This window comes from Cellulosimicrobium sp. Marseille-Q8652, from assembly GCF_965112045.1.
In genome coordinates this window covers 47,820-63,317 of record NZ_CBCOPS010000002.1, presented here as the reverse complement: position 1 = coordinate 63,317, position 15,498 = coordinate 47,820, and the positions used below count along the sequence as shown (strand labels likewise).

The following is a 15,498-nucleotide window of genomic DNA, read 5'->3' as shown; positions in this document are numbered from 1 at the left end:
AAGCCGTGCGTCTCCGCGCGCGGCTTGACGCCCTTCGCATCCGACGCCGCCCCATCCGCTCGTCCGTCGTGTCACCAGGCTCGCCAACACGGGAGGTGACCTGACGAGGGCGGTAGGGGGCGCTTGCGCCGGGTCGTGGCGGGTCTGGCGGGAGCGGTGCGAGGAACGAGCGCCGCGGATGGTAGACCCGGCGCGAGCGCCCCCGACCGCCACCCAGCCCGAGCACCGAGCAGCAGGACTCAGGCCGCGCGCGCGGCCTCTTGCGCGTCCTCGGTGCCGAGCCGACGCCGCGTCTCGTCGCGGGCGCCGGCCTCGACCGCCGTGCCCACGTCGAGGTAGCGCACGAGCAGGTGCGGCCGCTGGAGCACGCGGTAGCGCACCTCGAGGTGCCAGTTCCGGACGGCCCACACGGCCGCGCCGACGGCGACGAGCGCCGCGGTGATCGACCCGATGCCGATGGCCCAGCGCGGTCCCCACGCCTCGGCGACCCAGCCGATGAACGGCGACCCGACCGGCGTCGCACCGAGGAAGACGATCATGTAGAGCGACATGACGCGTCCGCGCATGACGGGGTCGACGGACATCTGGATGGTCGAGTTGGCGGCGGTCATCATGGTGAGCGACGCGAGGCCGACCGGGATGCACGCGACGGCGAAGCTGGCATAGGTGGGCATGAGCGCCATCGCGCCGGTGGCCACGGCGAACCCGAACGCGGAGCCGATGACGAGGCGCACGCGGGGTCGTTCGCGCCGCGCGGCGAGCAGCGCGCCGGTGAGCGACCCGATCGCGAGGATCGACCCGAGGATGCCGTACTCCCCCGGGCCCATGCCGAACTCGACCTTGGCCATCATCGCGGAGGTGAGCTGGAAGTTGAGCCCGAACGTCGACACGACGCCGACGACGACCATGATGACGATGATGTCGGTCCGGCCGCGCACGTACCGGATGCCCTCGCGGATCTGGCCCTTCTGCCGCGGGGCGCTCGGCATGGTGTGCAGCTCGCGCGTGCGCATGTAGCCGAGCGCGAGGATCGTCGCGGCGAAGGTCACGCCGTTGATGACGAAGATCCAGCCGGAGCCGACGACGGCGATGAGCAGGCCGGCCACACCGGGTCCCACGAGGCGCGCGGCGTTGAACGACGCGCTGTTGAGCCCGACGGCGTTGGACAGCTTGTCGGCGGGGACCATCTCGGCGACGAACGTCTGACGCACGGGGTTGTCGAACGCCGACACGACGCCCAGGAGCGTCGCGAACACGTACACGTGCCACAGCTGGACGTGGCCGGAGAGCACGAGCGCACCGAGCCCCAGCGCGAGCAGGCCCATGGCGCCCTGCGTGGCCATGAGGAGCCGACGGCGCGGGAGCCGGTCGGCGAGGACGCCCGCCCACGCGGACAGCGCGAGGACGGGCGCGAACTGCAGCGCGGTGACGACGCCGACGGCGATGCCGGACTCGTCCGTGAGGTCGGTGAGGACGAGCCAGTCCTGCGCGACGCGCTGCATCCAGGTGCCGATGTTCGCGACGAGCGCGGCGCCGAACCAGACGCGGTAGTTGAAGTACTGGAGGGAGGAGAACGTCGCGCTCATCGGGCGGCGATCCTGATCAACAGCTCACTGGCGCGGGCCAAGGTCTCTCTCTCGTCGGGGGTGAGGGTGGTCAGCTGCTGCGTGAGCCACGCGTCGCGACGGCGGCGGGTCTCCTTGACCTCGTGCACGCCGACGTCGGTGAGCCGCACGACGACCTGGCGGCGGTCGGTCTCGTGCTCGACCTTCTCGACGAGCCCGAGCTCGACGAGACGGTTGACGGCGCGCGTCATGGACGGCGGACGGACGCGCTCGTGCTCGGCGAGCCCGCCGGGCGACATGGCGCCGTGCTTGTGCAGGACGGTGAGGACGCCGAACTGCCCCTCGGGGAGGTCGGCCTCGCCGCGCTGCGAGCGCAGCCGTCGGGAGATGCGCGTGAGCGCCACGCGGAGCTCCCCGCCGAGCGTCGCGGGCCGGCACTGGCTCCGGGTCGGGGCAGTGGGGTCCGCAGCAGGCATGATCATTACCCTAACTCATTACCTCGGGTAATGAAAGGACCCGGGTCCGCCGCCGGCGGGTGCGTGGGACCGCTGCGCCTCGACGCGCACCGGTACGACGCGGGGGCCGCGGGCGGGGCGTCCGCCCCTGCACCGCGACCCCCGCTCCAGGGTCACCGCCCCGGCGTCGTCTCCCCCGGGGTCCTGCGTGGTGGCCCTACAGGCCGAGCACCTCGCGGATCGGGCCGAGGAGGAAGTACACGACGAACATCGCCGAGGAGACCCACATGAGCGGGTGGATCGCCCGGACCTTGCCGAGCGCGAGCTTGATGAGCACGAACGCGAGGAAGCCCGCGCCGATGCCGTCCGCGATCGAGTACGTGAACGGCATGACGATGATCGTGAGGAACGCCGGGATCGCGATCTCGACGTCCTTCCAGGAGATGCCGGCGATCTGGGTCATCATGAGGAACCCGACGAAGACGAGCGCGGGCGCCGCGGCCTCGTAGGGGACGAGCGCGACGAGCGGCGACAGGAACGTCGCGAGCAGGAACGCGACACCCGTGACGACCGACGCCAGGCCGGTCCGAGCGCCCTCACCGGCACCCGTGGTGGACTCGACGAAGCTCGTGTTCGACGACACGGAACCTGCACCACCGGCGGCCGCGGCGATCGAGTCGACGACGAGGATGGCGCGCGAGCGCGGCGGGGTGCCGTCGGCGTCGAGCAGCTTCGCCTCCGCACCGACGGCGACCATCGTGCCCATCGTGTCGAAGAAGTCGGCGAGGAGCAGCGAGAAGACCAGCAGGATGACGGTGACCGTCGCGATGTTCTCGAACGAGCCGAGCAGGGAGAACTGCCCGAGGAGGCCGAAGTCGGGGACCTGCACGACGCCGTCGAACGTCGGGGCGTTGAGGTTGAAGCCGTCCGGGTTCGAGCCGTCAGGCGCCTTCGCCCCGATGCCCAGGGTGTTCTCGAGCACGACCGCCAGGGCGGTGGCGGTGAGGATCGCGATGAGCAGCGCGCCCTTGACCTTGCGCACCCAGAGCACGATCGTCAGGACGAGACCCACGACGAACACGAGGATCGGCCACGTGCCGAGGTCGCCGAGCGCGAGGAGCGTGCCGCTGCCGGCGGTGACGAAGCCCGCGTTGACCAGCCCGATGAGCGCGATGAACAGGCCGATGCCGACGCTGATCGCCGTCTTGAGCTCGACCGGCACGGCGCGGAACACGGCCTCCCGGAACCCGGTGAGGACGAGCAGCAGGATGATGAGGCCCTCGATGACCACGAGGCCCATCGCGTCGGCCCACGTCACGCCCGGCAGGGACGCGATGGAGTACGCGACGACGGCGTTGAGGCCGAGCCCCGCGGCCAGGCCGAGCGGGAAGTTGGCGAACACGCCCATCGCGATGGTCATGACGCCCGCGACGAGCGCCGTCGCCGCGGCGACCTTGCCGAAGTCGGGTGCGTCGCCGCCGCCGAGGAACTGGCCCGTGCCGTCCTGCACGGTCCCGATGATCAGCGGGTTGAGCACGATGATGTAGGCCATCGCGAAGAACGTCACGAGACCGCCGCGGATCTCGGTGCCGACGGTCGAGCCACGCTCGGTGATCTTGAAGAAGCGGTCGATCGCGCCGCTGGCAGGCGGGGAAGCCTGCTCGTCCGCACGGACGGAGGTGGGGGATGACATGGGGAGAATGCTGCCAGACGCGGGTTACGCGGGCGTAACCGCGGTGCGGCGCCCCAGGCCGGCTCCTCCGGCGGCGCTCAGGCGGCGCCGAGCGCGACCGGGACCGGCGCTCCGGTGAGCTCCGCGTGCGCGGGGTCCGTCGCCTCGCGCGGCGTCCCCGCCGCGAGCTGGAGGGCGTGGAGCGCGTCGAGGATCCCCACGGCCCGCTCCCCCGCGGCACCTCCCGGGACCCCGTACAGCAGCCGCGCCGGGCGCAGCGTGTCGAGGACGGCGTGGCCGGGGCGGTGCTCGTCCGGCACCCACACGACGTCGGCCCGCACGCCGTCCGCGACGAGAGACGCGGCTAGCCACGCCGCGGTGCCGGGCAGCACGTGCGCCCGACCGACGACGAGGTCTCCCGGACCGAGGTGCGGCGCGAGCTCCTCGACGACGTCGCGCAGCACCGCCGTCCGGGCACCCGCGCGCACGTCGTCGTCCCCGGCGGTCAGGCCACCCGGGACCACGCCGGTCCCGACGCACAGGACGTGCACCCGGGCGCCGGCGACGGCCGTCCGGTCACCGGTCACCCGGAGCCGACCGCTCAGGAGGGCGAGGGCCAGGAGCCGCCGCAGCCGCGGCTCCGCGGTCGCGGGGAGACCGGACCGCAGACGGCGACGGACCGACGGGTCCTTCTCGAGGGCGACGACGTCATGACCGGCCGCGGCGAGGCACGCCGCCTGGACCGCGCCGCGGCGGCCGCACCCGATGACGGAGACCCGCACGACGGTCCACCTCCGACCTCAGTAGGCGCCGTGCCCGCCGAACACGGCACGCGCCGTGCGGGCGAGGATGAGGAAGTCGCCGAAGAGCGTCCAGTTCTCGACGTAGTAGACGTCGAGACGCACGCTCTCCTCCCACGACAGGTCGGAGCGACCGCCCACCTGCCACAGCCCGGTGAGCCCGGGCTTGACCAGCAGACGACGACGCACCTTCATCTCGTACTTCTGGACCTCGCTCTGCAGCGGCGGGCGCGGCCCCACGAGGCTCATGTCGCCGCGCAGCACGTTGAGCAGCTGAGGGAGCTCGTCGAGCGAGTACCGGCGCAGCACGCGGCCCACCCGGGTCACGCGGGGGTCGTCGCGCATCTTGAACAGGGGCCCGGCGCCGTCGTTCTGGTCGACGAGCGCGCCGACCTCACGGTCCGCGCCGGTGCGCATCGAGCGGAACTTGTACATCGGGAACACGCGACCGTTGCGGCCCACGCGCTCCTGGCGGTAGAACACCGGCCCGCGGCTCGTGAGCCGCACCGCGAGCGCCACGACCACGAGGACGGGCAGCAGCACGAGGGTGATGAACGCCGCCCCGAACCAGTCGGTCGCGGTCTTCACGACGAACCGGGGCCCCGTGAAGCGCGGCGCGTCGACGTGCAGGAGCGACACGCTCTCGGCCGGGGTGATCGTGATGCGCGGTCCCGCGACGTCGGCGAGCTCCGCGGTCAGCATGAGGTCCACGCCGTACGGCTCGAGCTCCCAGCCGAGGCGTCGGACGACCTCGGCCGTGATCGCGTCGGAGCCGGAGACGGCGACGATGTCGGCCTCGACCCGCGCGGCGACCTCGCCGGCGTCGCGCAGCGAGCCCAGCACGGGGATGCCGCCCACGGTCTCGCCCTCCTCGATGCGTCCGGACGGGACGCACACGCCGACGACGCGGTAGCCGGACTCGGTGCGGCCGTTGAGGTCGCGGATGAGCCGCTCGGCCTGGTCGCGGTGCCCGATGGCCAGGACCGCGGACCGCGCGAGCCCGTGGGCGCGCTGCCGGTGGAGCCACTGGCGCCACGCGTAGCGCCCGAGCAGGACCCCGCCCAGACCGATCGGGAACGCGAACGCCAGGTAGCCCCGGGCCTCCTGGAAGCGCAGGAGGAAGGCCAGGACGGCGAGGACCGCGAAGAGCCGCCAGGAGGCGTCGAACACGCGGTGGTACTCCGTCGGCCCGCTGCCGAGCACCCGGGGGTCCCGGGTCCGCGTCGCGACGAGGGAGATGGACCACGCGATCCCGAGCAGGAGGCTCAGGACGACGTACGGCACCTGGAGGTTGCTGCGGACCGGCTGCTCGATGAACTGCTCCCACCGCAGGAAGTACGCGACGAGGACGCCGACCGTGACGGCGATCGTGTCCGTGAGGAGGAGCCGACGGGCGTAGCCGACCTGCCAGTCGTGGTCCGTGAAGGCTGCGCGCGCACGGCGGACCCGTGCGGCCGGAGAGCTGGTGAGGAGCGAGCGCAGTCGGCGCCGCGTGTCCTGCTCGACGTCGTGGGACACCCGTCCACCTCCTGTCTGCTGATACCCCTGCATGGCGACTCATCCTAAGTTCGTCAACGTTCCGGACAGCGAATTCCCGAGGGCTTTCACCCGGGTGAGAAGGAGATGGCTCCAGTCGGTCCGAGAGCCGCGTCGACCGCGGTATTCCAACGATCCCTGCAGCCGCTCCGAACGAGTGAAACAGTCTGGACACCCGTCCAGATCAGACGTTCTGCCCGCCGTTCCCTCGTCGGGCGGAAGGCTGAGCCCTCCGGGCCTCGCCGGGGTGCGGCGGCGTGCCGGCCGGGGACGCTGGAGAACATCACACCAGGGAAGATGCGGGATCCGGCCCGCTGTGACCTGGATCACCGGGTGAAAAGAGCCGCCGGTACGATGTCGGCGTGCCCTCGTTCGTCACGCTCCTGCTCCACCCGGAGCGCCGCCGGCCCGACCCGGCGCCGCTCCGGGTCGACCTGCGCGCCGTGATCCTGTGGGGTGTCGCCCTGTGGGCGGCGGCCCTGCTGGTGTGCGTCGTGCTGCTCGCGACCGGCATGCCCACGGCCCGCGGGGTGGCGACGAGCGTCGTCGGCCTCGCGCTCGGAGGAGCGGGGCTGTGGTGGGAGCGCGGGCACCGCGACAGCTACCGCGCGGGCACCGCCGAGCTCCCCACCGTGCCGCGCGACCACCGCCGGGGCGGCGCGGCCGACTGACACCGGCCGGCCTCAGGGCTCGCCGGGCCCCTCGGGCACCTCGTCCCAGAACGACGAGGCGACCGCCAGCTCGGCGCCTCCCGGGTCCCGCAGCACGTCCTCGACGAGGTGCCGCAGCGCGAACCGGCCCGCCGCCGCGGCGAGCGCCGCCGCGAGGCCCCACGGCTGCGCGACGTGCACCGCGGCGGAGGTCCCGGTCCCCACGACCCACCACGGCACCGGCACGCCGTGCACCCGCAGGTCGGCGTGCTCGGTCCAGGTGCGCGGGGACTCCCCCAGGACGCGGCGTACCGGCCCGGGCACCTCGCGCGGCGAGCCCGCGCCGGCCGCCGGCACCTCGAGGCCGTCGGGCAGCGGGCCGTCGGGCAGCGGCGCGGGCGGCGCGACGTCGACGTCGAGCAGGTCGGCGACGGCGCCCACGAGCGTGGCGGGGGCCGGGACCACCGGGCGCAGCGGCGACCACATCGGGTCCTCCGCGACGACGACCTCGGCGGCGTCGGCGACCACGACGCCGCCGGGGCCGAGCGCCGGCAGCCGCTCCGGGGCCGGGTCGAGCTGCGCTCCTCGGCCGGCGAGCGTGGCGAACGCCCGCCACACCGTCACAGCGTCGGCGGCGGCGATCGGCCTCCCGACGTCGGGGAGCGCGTCGAGCAGACCGACCCACTCGTCCGGCGCGAGGCCGTCGAGGCTCCGCACGCCGCCCAGGGCGGCGAGGACCGCCTCGTCGAGCCCTGCGCCGTCAGCCCCCGCGCCGTCGAGGCCGGAGAGCTCGGGCGGGACCGGACACAGGAACGGGACGTCGCCCAGCGCGAACGGGCCGCCCAGCTCCTCGCGCAACCACCAGGCGGTGTACGACGGCGCCTCCCGCCCGCCGGGTGCCCGCACCGGCTCGAGCAGCGCGGCCCGGGCCGCCGGGTCCGCGGCGATCGTCCCGAGGACGTCGGGCCACGCGCCGTCGGCGACCGCGTCGAGGTCCGCCACGGCCGCGACGTCCCCCACGAACATGCCGGGCCCGAGCGCGACCGCCAGGTGCTCGACGTAGCCCGACCAGTCCGAGAGCCAGGACTCCGGACCGTGCGGAGCCAGGACCGGCTCCTCGCCGGGCGACGGGGTGAGGACGTCGCGCACCCGGTGGACCGCCGGCCCGGCGACGACCCCCACCGCGCGCAGCGCCGGCTCTCCCCAGCGCGCGACGGCGGCCGCGTCGACCTGGTCCAGGTCGAGGACGCGGCTCGCCCACGACCCGGGCAGGACGAGCGAGCGCGCCGCCGCGACGTCACCGTCCGCGGTCGGGAGCGGCAGCTCTCCCCACCAGAACGGGGCGGTGCCGAGACCGGCCTCGACCGCCGCGGCGACCAGGGAGAGCAACGGCCCGACCGCCGTCGTGACGTCGTCGCCGTCGTCGGACGCGGACGCCGCGGCGAGGACGCGCGCGCGGACCGCGTCGTCGGCGACGAGGTCGCGCAGCGACGCCCGCCGCGCGCCGAGGCGCTCGAGGAGCGGGTGCGCCGCCTCCGGGTCGACGACGCGCAGGCCGAGCGCCACGGCGTCCTGGGCGGTCAGGGAGAGCGGAGCGCCGGGCTCGCGCGGCGCCGGTCCCGCGTCGGACGCGTGCGGCTCGTCGAGCAGGACGAGCCCGCGCGCCCCGCGGACGGTGCGACCGTCGGCGAGCGGCACCGGGAGGGCGCCGAGCGCCTCGCGCACGGCCGCGTCCGCGGCGTGCGGCGCGAGCGCGTCGTAGAGCGAGCGCCAGCCCTCGGGTCGCGTCGGGAGCGACAGGTCGTCGACGACGTCGGCGAGGTCCAGCACGTCCGTCCCGAGCCCACGGGCGACCGGGAGGAGCTGTCCCGGCACCGCGACGAGGTCGGCGACGCCGAGCACGTCGAGCACGGCCGGGTCGGAGCCCGCGTCGCCGCGCAGCACGCGTGCGTCGACAGGACGGAGCAGTCGCCGCGACCCCGCGCCGGGCAGGAGCGGCGTGCCGCGCAGGGCGTCGGTGGCCGCGTCCCGCACGAGGGCGTCGACGGCGCCGGCGGGCAGCCCGGTCGGCACGAGCCCGAGGACGTCGGCCCCTCGCCGGGCCGCCTCCGCCCCGAGCAGCTCCGCGTACGCCTCGCCCGCGCGGCGCGCCACGTGCTCCGTCAGCGCGCCCGGTGACACGTGCCGACGCGACGGGTCGAGCGGGAACGACGCGAGCAGCAGCGCCGGGAAGGTCGTCGGCTCGTCGGTCGGCGTCGGCGCGTGCACGACGCGCGGCGCGCCCGCGGGCGCCGATCCGCGCGGGAGCGCCCACGTGACCGTCCACCGGGTGCGCGACCGCTCCTCGACCGGGCGCCCGGCGAGCAGCCCGGGGTCGAGGTCGCCGCCGCGACGCAGCGTCGTCCAGCGCTCCTCGACGTCCGCGACCCGCCGTGACGTGCCCGTGCCCTCGTCGACGGCGATCTCGGCCAGGGCGGGCAGCGCGAGCAGCAGCGGGTCGCCGACCCCGGCCAGCTCGGCCCGCACCGCGGCGAGCGCCTCCGCGTCGCGCAGCACGACCTCGACCGTCGTGTCGTAGCCGCGCGGGACCTCGACCGCGGCGGGGAACGGGAGCCGCAGGACGGGGAGCCGGTCGCCGCGCCGGGCGATCTCGGCGCTGAGCGCGGCGTCGTCGCGGACGACGTCCTGGAGCGTCGCCCGCGACCGGTCCAGCGAGAACCCGACCGCCCGCTCCCCGGCGCCGATGCGGATCTCGTCGGACACCGAGCGCAGCGCGGCGAACCCGACACCGAACCGGCCGACGGTCGTGCCGGTGCCGCGCTCCGCCGTCGCGGACGCCCGCATCGCGGCGAGCGAGGCCGCGCCCGCGGCGTCGAGCGGCTCCCCGGTGTTGGCCGCGCGCAGGAGCCACCGCGCGTCACCCTCGTCGTCGTCGTCACCGTCCGGCCGGAGCGTCAGGAGCAGACGGCCGGGCACCCCCGCGCGCGCGGCGGCGTCGGCGGCGTTCTGCGCGAGCTCGACGACCACGCGGTCGCGGTACGACCCGTGGGCGTGGTCCTCCTCGGTGTTGGCGTCCTCGCGCAACCGCGTGGGCGACGACCGCCACGCCTCGAGGACGGCGCGACGCAGCGCCGCGGTCCCGAGGGGGTCGTGGGTCACGCCCCGGGCTCGTCCTCGGCCGGTGCGGCGGCCTCGAGCATCGTCACGAGCTCGACGTGCATCTCGTCGATGAGCGGCGCGGTGTCGGGCCAGTCGCTGGGCTGCGGGTCGACGTCGGTCTCGGAGTGCGCCCCGCAGCCGTGGTCGAGGCTGACGACCTTGCCGTCGTCGGGCGACCACGCGTTGGCGCACACGCCGAACACCTGGCCGAGCGCGCCCTGGAGCGGCACGAGGAAGCCGCACGACCCGCACTCGGCCGCGGAGGCGACGGCGCCACGCGTCGTCGGACCGCGCGAGCCGCGGTACCAGCGCTCGGCGGCCTCGTCCCGGCCCTGCGGGGACAGGACCCGGGCGCGCGCGAGCGCGAGCTCCTCGATCGCGACGGCGTCCTCGTCCTCGTCACCGGTGGGGACGTAGCCGGGCTCGAGGCGCGGGTCGTCCGCGCGGAACGGCAGGACGTCGCCGGGGCCCACGTCACCCGGCCGCAGACGCTCGGACCACGGCAGCCACGCGGGCGCGAGCAGCGCGCCCTCGCCGGGCAGCAGCTCGACCTCGCACACGGTGGCGACGCGCCCGCGCGGCACGCGCGCGAGCGTCACGGTCCAGTGCCAGCCGGAGTACCCGCGCATCGTGCACGCGAACCGGTGGGAGATGAGCCGGTCGGCCTCCGCGACGGTGCCGAGGTGCTCGCCGACGTCCTGCGGGTTCTCCGCGACCTCCTCGGCCGCAGCGCGGGCGACGTCGACGGCGCCCGTCAGGACGGCGTCCCGCGCGGCCCGCGCGGACACCCCGCGCACGCGCTCCTCGGCGGCTGCCACGGCACTCATGCTCAGGCCTCGATCTCGTCCGCGACCGCGCGCAGCACGGCGGCGACCTTCGTCGCCTTGCCCTTCTCCGGGTAGCGGCCGCGGCGCAGGCCGTTGCCGATCCCGTCGAGCTCCTTGATGAGGTCCTCCACGATCACGGCCATCTCGTCGGCCGAGCGACGCTTGGCCTTGACGACCGACGGCGCGGGGTCGAGGAGCTTGACGGCGAGCGCCTGGGGGCCACGACGGCCGTCGGCGACGCCGAAGTCGACGCGCGCTCCGGGCTTGGGGGCGGGCGCGCCCGCAGGGAGCGCGGAGGCGTGCAGGAAGACCTCGCCGCCGTCGTCGTCGGCGATGAAGCCGAAGCCGCGCTCGGTGTCGAACCACTTGACCTTGCCGGTGGGCACGGGGACCTCGTTCGTGCTCGTAGGGACCAGAGCCATCAGGCTACCGGCCCCGTCGGGCAGTCGCCGCATCGATGCCGCCCGGCGGACGCGTGCTCAGGGCGCACCGCTCCCGGCGTCGGGGGCGCGCCCCACGACGCCGAGGTCGGCGCCCAGCCGCAGCGCGACGGCGTCGAACCACTCCGCCCGGTCCCCGACGGTCCGTTCGAGGTGCCCGAACAGCTCGAACGAGACCGTGCCGAACAGCGCGGTCCAGGCGGTGAGCGTCCGCACGACGCCCTCGGTCGGGACGTCCGGGCCGACCAGGCCTCGGGCGGTGACGTAGTCGCGGGCGTCGGCGACGAGCGCGGTCGCGTCGCCGGCCCCCACGGGTGCCGGGACGGGTTCCCGGGCGGCGGCCCACGCGTCGCCCGCGATCCGCACGAGGACCCGCACGACGCGCGTCGCGGGCTCGACGGTGTCCCTCGGCGCGGCGTAGCCGGGCACGGGCGTGCCGTAGAGCAGCGCGAAGTCGCCCGGCCGCTCGACGCACCACGACCGCAGCGCGCGGCACGCCGCGAGCCAGCGCCCCTCGAGGTCGTCGCGCGCTACGGCCGCCTCCGCACGCTCGACCGCGGCGCCGAGCTCGTCGTAGCACTCGACGAGGAGAGCCGTGAGGAGCGCGTCGCGGCTCGGGACGTACCGGTACACGGCCGACGACACCATGCCGACGTCGCGCGCGACCGCCCGGAGCGAGAGCGACCCGGGGCCGTCGGTCGCGAGCCGGGCGCGCGCGGCGTCGAGGATCTGCCGCGTCAGGGTCTCCCGGGCGAGGGCGCGGGCGGTGCGGGGTGCGGCCATGCGCCCAGGGTCGCAGACGAGAGCGCCGCCCACCAACGAGAGCACTGCTCTTGTACTTTCCGACCACGCGTGCCACGCTCCTCGCAGTGAGAGCACCGCTCTCGGAAACGGAGACCGTCATGCCCAGCACCCCTCTCGACCGCCACGTCGTCGTCGGGGCCGGCCCCGTGGGCCGCCACGTCGCCGCCCTGCTCGCCGCCCGCGGGTCGTCCGTCACCGTCGTCACGCGCAGCGGCCGCGACACCGGGATCGCCGGCGTCCGCCACGTCGCGCTCGACGCGTCCGACGCCGACGCCCTCAGCCGACTGGCCGAGGGCTCGGACGTCCTGCACAACTGCGCGAACCCGGGCGACTACACGCAGTGGGAGCGCGTGTGGCCGCCGCTCGCGGCCTCGCTGCTCACGGCCGCCGAGCGCAGCGGAGCGGTCTACGCCATCACGGGGAACCTCTACCCGTACGGACCCGTCGACGGACCCATGACGGAGGACCTTCCCGACGCCGCGACCGACCACAAGGGCGTGCTGCGCGCGCGGCTCTGGGCCGAGGCGCTCGCCGCGCACGCCGCCGGGCGCGTCCGCGCCGTCGAGGTGCGCAGCTCGGACTTCATGGGCCCGGGCGTCGGGGCGAACGGCCACGTGTCGCGCGTCGTCCCGGCGGCGTCCCGCGGGAAGGGCGTGACGATGATGGGGCGCACCGACCTCCCCCACACGTTCACCGACGTGCAGGACGCGGCGCGCACCCTCGTCGCCGCCGCCGAGGACCCCGGCGCGCACGGACGCACGTGGCACACGCCGAGCAACGCGCCCCTCGGCCAGGAGCAGGCCCTCACCGACGTGCTCGCGAGCGTCGGCCTGCCGCCCGTGCGCGTCCGGTCGCTGCGCGGGGCCGGGCTCGCCGCCGCGGGCCTCGTCTCGCCCCTCGTGCGCGAGCTCCGCGAGCTGATCTACCAGTGGGAGCGCCCCTACGTCCTCGACGACTCCGCAGCCCGCGCACGGTTCGGCATCGAGCCGACGCCCTGGGAGGAGGTCTGCCGCCGTACCGCGCGCGGGTGAACGGCCGGACCACGCGCAGCGGTGGCCGCGGCCCGCGTAGCATCGAACGGATGGCCACCTCCACGTCCGGACGGTCCGCGACGTTCAGCGACACGCTGCGCTCGAGCGACGACGCGCGCCTCGTCGCGCTCCTGGTGCGGCGACCGGACCTGGCGACGCCGTCCCCCTCGACGCTGCTGTCCCTGGCCGCCCGCGCCTCGAGCCGCACGAGCCTCGAGCGGGCGCTGGCCGGCCTCAGCGCCTTCGAGCTCCACGTGCTCGAGTCCGTGCTGCTCCTCGACCCGGTGACCGGCCCGCCGGCGCCGCGCGACGTCGCCACCGCGCTCGGCCTCCGGGACGCGGCGGGCGTCCGCGCGACGACGGAGGCCCTCGCGCACCTCGCGGAGGCGGCGCTGGTCTGGGCCCCCGACCCCGCGCGACCCACCAGCCGTCGCCCCGCGCCGGGCCTCGCCGAGATCCTCGGGCCCTATCCGGCCGGGCTCGGGCCCGCCGCAGGCGTCCCGCGCGACGACGTCCCGGCGGTCCCCCTGCCGCCCGACGCCCCGCCCGGCGCGACGGCGATCCTCGACGCGCTCACGTGGGGCCCGCCGGTCGGTGTCGCCCCGCGCTCCGACCCGGCGGCCCGGCGCGCCGTGGCCTGGCTCGTCGAGCGCGGGTACCTGCACGCCACCGACGACCGGCACGTCGTCCTGCCGCGCGAGGTCGGCCTCGCGCTGCGCGGCGGCCGCACGCACCGCGACGTGCGCACGACAGCGCCCGTCCCCGACGTTCGCGAGGTCCCGGCGGCGACCGTCGACGCCGAGTCGGCGAGCGCCGGGATCGAGGCCGTGCGCCTCGTGGCCCGGCTCGTCACGGCCTGGCAGGAGAACCCCCCGGGCGTGCTGCGCTCGGGCGGTCTCGGCGTGCGCGAGCTCCGCCGGGCCGCCACGACGCTCGAGGTCGACGACGCGACGGCCGCCGCCGTCGTCGAGCTCGCCGCCGCGGCCGGGCTGGTCGCGGACGACGGCGACGACCCGCCGTCGTTCACCGCGACGGCCGCCGCCGAGGACTGGCTGGACGACGACCTCGGCGACCGCTGGGCGACGCTCGCGCGCGGCTGGTGGCGCTCGCGGCGCACCCCGTGGCTCGTCGGCAGCCGCGACGAGAGGGGCTCGCTGCGCGGCGCGCTCGACCCGGAGCTGTGGCGACCGTGGGTGCCGCGGCTGCGCGGCACCGTGCTCGACGTGCTCGCGGACGCCCCCGGGCGCGGGCCGGGCGCGCCCGAGGTCGTCGACGTGCTGCGCTGGCGCACGCCGCGCGCCGTCCCGCCCGAGCAGGCGGTGGCGGGGCTGCTGCGCGAGGCCGCGCTGCTGGGCGTGACGGGAGCCGGCGCGCTGTCCGCGCCGGGGCGTGCGCTGCTCGACCAGGACGACGACCGCGCCCCGGCGCTCGCCACGGCGTTCGAGGCCGTCCTGCCGCCCGAGGTGGACGAGCTGCTGCTGCAGGGCGACCTCACGGGCATCGTGCCGGGGAGGCCGTCGGGCACCCTGAGCCGGCTCGTGGAGATCGCGGCCGACGTCGAGTCGCGGGGCGCGGCCACGACGGTGCGGTTCTCCGCGGAGTCGGTCGTGCGCGCGCTGGACCACGGCCGCACCGCGGACGACCTCCTCGACGACCTCGCCGCGCACTCGCGGACGCCCGTCCCCCAGCCGCTGGAGTACCTCGTGCGCGACGCCGCCCGGCGGCACGGGCGCGTGCGCGTCGGCTCCGCGTCGAGCTACGTCCGCGCGGAGGACCCGGCGCTGCTGGCCGGCCTGGTCGAGGCCGCGGCCCTGCGGCACCTGGGCCTCGTGCGGATCGCGCCGACCGTCCTCGTGTCGGCCGTCCCCGCGAGCGAGCTGCAGGCGGCCCTCCGCGAGCGCGGCGTCGTCTCGGCGGTCGAGGGCCCGGACGGTCGGGTGCTCGTGGCCGACGGCGGACGGCGCCCCGGTCCGCAGGGCGGCGGCCGGCACGTGGTCGGCAGGCGACGCGCCCGCGCAGCCGCCGCAGGGTTCGGTACCGGGACGGACGACGACGCGCCGCGACCCGGGGACGGGCGCGCGGCTGCGGCCGGCGAGAGGTACGCCGCGCTCGTCGCGCGCCTGCGCGCGGCCGACGTCGCGGCGGCGGGTCCGGACGAGGCGTCGGGTCGCGGCGGGGTCACCTCGGCCCGACGACCCGACGGCGGACGGCCCGGCCGCAGTGGCGGCGCGACGGGCGCCGGTGGCGGGCGGGCGTCGTCGGGCACGAGCGCGGCGGACGACGGCACCACGAGCGGGGCACCGGGGGGCGGGTCGGCCGCGGGCGACGGAACAACGGACCCGGCGGCCGCGTTGGGCCTGCTGCGCGAGGCGATCGCGGACGGCTCCTCGGTGTGGCTCGAGGTCGTGGGGTCCGTCGGGTCGCCGACCCGGCGGCTCGTGCGGCCGCTCACGCTCGACGCCGGGCGGCTGCGCGCGCAGGACCCCGCACGCGACGCCGAGCTCACCGTCGCCGTGCACCGCATCGCCTCCGTCACCCCGGCCCGCGGGTGACCACGGG

Annotated in this window: 12 protein-coding genes; 3 read left to right on the top strand and 9 right to left on the bottom strand. The window is 76.0% G+C overall.

Annotation, left to right across the window (positions count from 1 at the left end):
* Positions 1 to 239: 239 nt before the first annotated feature.
* From ACWPWV_RS10290 to ACWPWV_RS10270, 5 genes are all read right to left on the bottom strand, one after another.
* Positions 240 to 1,586 (bottom strand): MFS transporter, encoded by a 1,347-nt coding sequence (locus ACWPWV_RS10290; protein ID WP_454042901.1) that lies wholly within the window; start codon positions 1,584 to 1,586, stop codon positions 240 to 242.
* Positions 1,583 to 2,041 (bottom strand): MarR family winged helix-turn-helix transcriptional regulator, encoded by a 459-nt coding sequence (locus ACWPWV_RS10285; RefSeq protein ID WP_454042900.1) that lies wholly within the window; start codon positions 2,039 to 2,041, stop codon positions 1,583 to 1,585. The genes ACWPWV_RS10290 and ACWPWV_RS10285 overlap by 4 nt, the downstream gene beginning before the upstream one ends.
* Positions 2,042 to 2,237: 196 nt before the next feature.
* Positions 2,238 to 3,713 carry an NCS2 family permease gene (locus tag ACWPWV_RS10280; protein WP_454042899.1) on the bottom strand — a complete coding sequence of 492 codons (1,476 nt, stop codon included), beginning with the start codon at positions 3,711 to 3,713 and terminating at the stop codon, positions 2,238 to 2,240.
* Between the two features lie 77 nt (positions 3,714 to 3,790).
* On the bottom strand, positions 3,791 to 4,474 hold the full coding sequence (locus ACWPWV_RS10275) for a hypothetical protein (protein ID WP_454042898.1): 684 nt from the start codon (positions 4,472 to 4,474) through the stop codon (positions 3,791 to 3,793).
* An 18-nt stretch (positions 4,475 to 4,492) separates the two neighbouring features.
* Positions 4,493 to 6,010 (bottom strand): sugar transferase, encoded by a 1,518-nt coding sequence (locus ACWPWV_RS10270; protein WP_454042897.1) that lies wholly within the window; start codon positions 6,008 to 6,010, stop codon positions 4,493 to 4,495.
* A gap of 380 nt (positions 6,011 to 6,390) precedes the next feature.
* Between ACWPWV_RS10270 and ACWPWV_RS10265 the strand changes: the two genes are divergently transcribed.
* On the top strand, positions 6,391 to 6,699 hold the full coding sequence (locus tag ACWPWV_RS10265; protein WP_454042896.1) for a DUF2530 domain-containing protein: 309 nt from the start codon (positions 6,391 to 6,393) through the stop codon (positions 6,697 to 6,699).
* 12 nt (positions 6,700 to 6,711) lie between these two features.
* On the opposite strand, the gene ACWPWV_RS10260 is transcribed toward ACWPWV_RS10265, so the two are convergent.
* The 4 genes from ACWPWV_RS10260 to ACWPWV_RS10245 form a co-directional block, all read right to left on the bottom strand.
* Entirely contained in the window at positions 6,712 to 9,837 is a 3,126-nt protein-coding gene (locus tag ACWPWV_RS10260; RefSeq protein ID WP_454042895.1) for a sacsin N-terminal ATP-binding-like domain-containing protein, read from the bottom strand.
* Positions 9,834 to 10,664: a DUF3027 domain-containing protein gene (locus ACWPWV_RS10255; protein ID WP_454042894.1), complete on the bottom strand. Its 831-nt coding sequence runs from the start codon at positions 10,662 to 10,664 to the stop codon at positions 9,834 to 9,836. The genes ACWPWV_RS10260 and ACWPWV_RS10255 overlap by 4 nt, the downstream gene beginning before the upstream one ends.
* Positions 10,665 to 10,666: 2 nt before the next feature.
* A complete protein-coding gene (locus ACWPWV_RS10250) occupies positions 10,667 to 11,050 on the bottom strand; it encodes a cold-shock protein (protein WP_251150583.1) in 384 nt (127 codons plus the stop codon).
* Positions 11,051 to 11,143: 93 nt separating this feature from the next.
* Positions 11,144 to 11,887 carry a TetR/AcrR family transcriptional regulator gene (locus tag ACWPWV_RS10245; protein ID WP_454042893.1) on the bottom strand — a complete coding sequence of 248 codons (744 nt, stop codon included), beginning with the start codon at positions 11,885 to 11,887 and terminating at the stop codon, positions 11,144 to 11,146.
* A 119-nt stretch (positions 11,888 to 12,006) separates the two neighbouring features.
* On the opposite strand from ACWPWV_RS10245, the gene ACWPWV_RS10240 reads away from it, so the two are divergent.
* Both ACWPWV_RS10240 and ACWPWV_RS10235 read left to right on the top strand, forming a co-directional pair.
* Entirely contained in the window at positions 12,007 to 12,939 is a 933-nt protein-coding gene (locus ACWPWV_RS10240) for an NAD-dependent epimerase/dehydratase family protein (RefSeq protein ID WP_454042892.1), read from the top strand.
* Between the two features lie 50 nt (positions 12,940 to 12,989).
* Positions 12,990 to 15,491 carry a helicase-associated domain-containing protein gene (locus ACWPWV_RS10235; protein ID WP_454042891.1) on the top strand — a complete coding sequence of 834 codons (2,502 nt, stop codon included), beginning with the start codon at positions 12,990 to 12,992 and terminating at the stop codon, positions 15,489 to 15,491.
* Positions 15,492 to 15,498 lie beyond the last annotated feature (7 nt).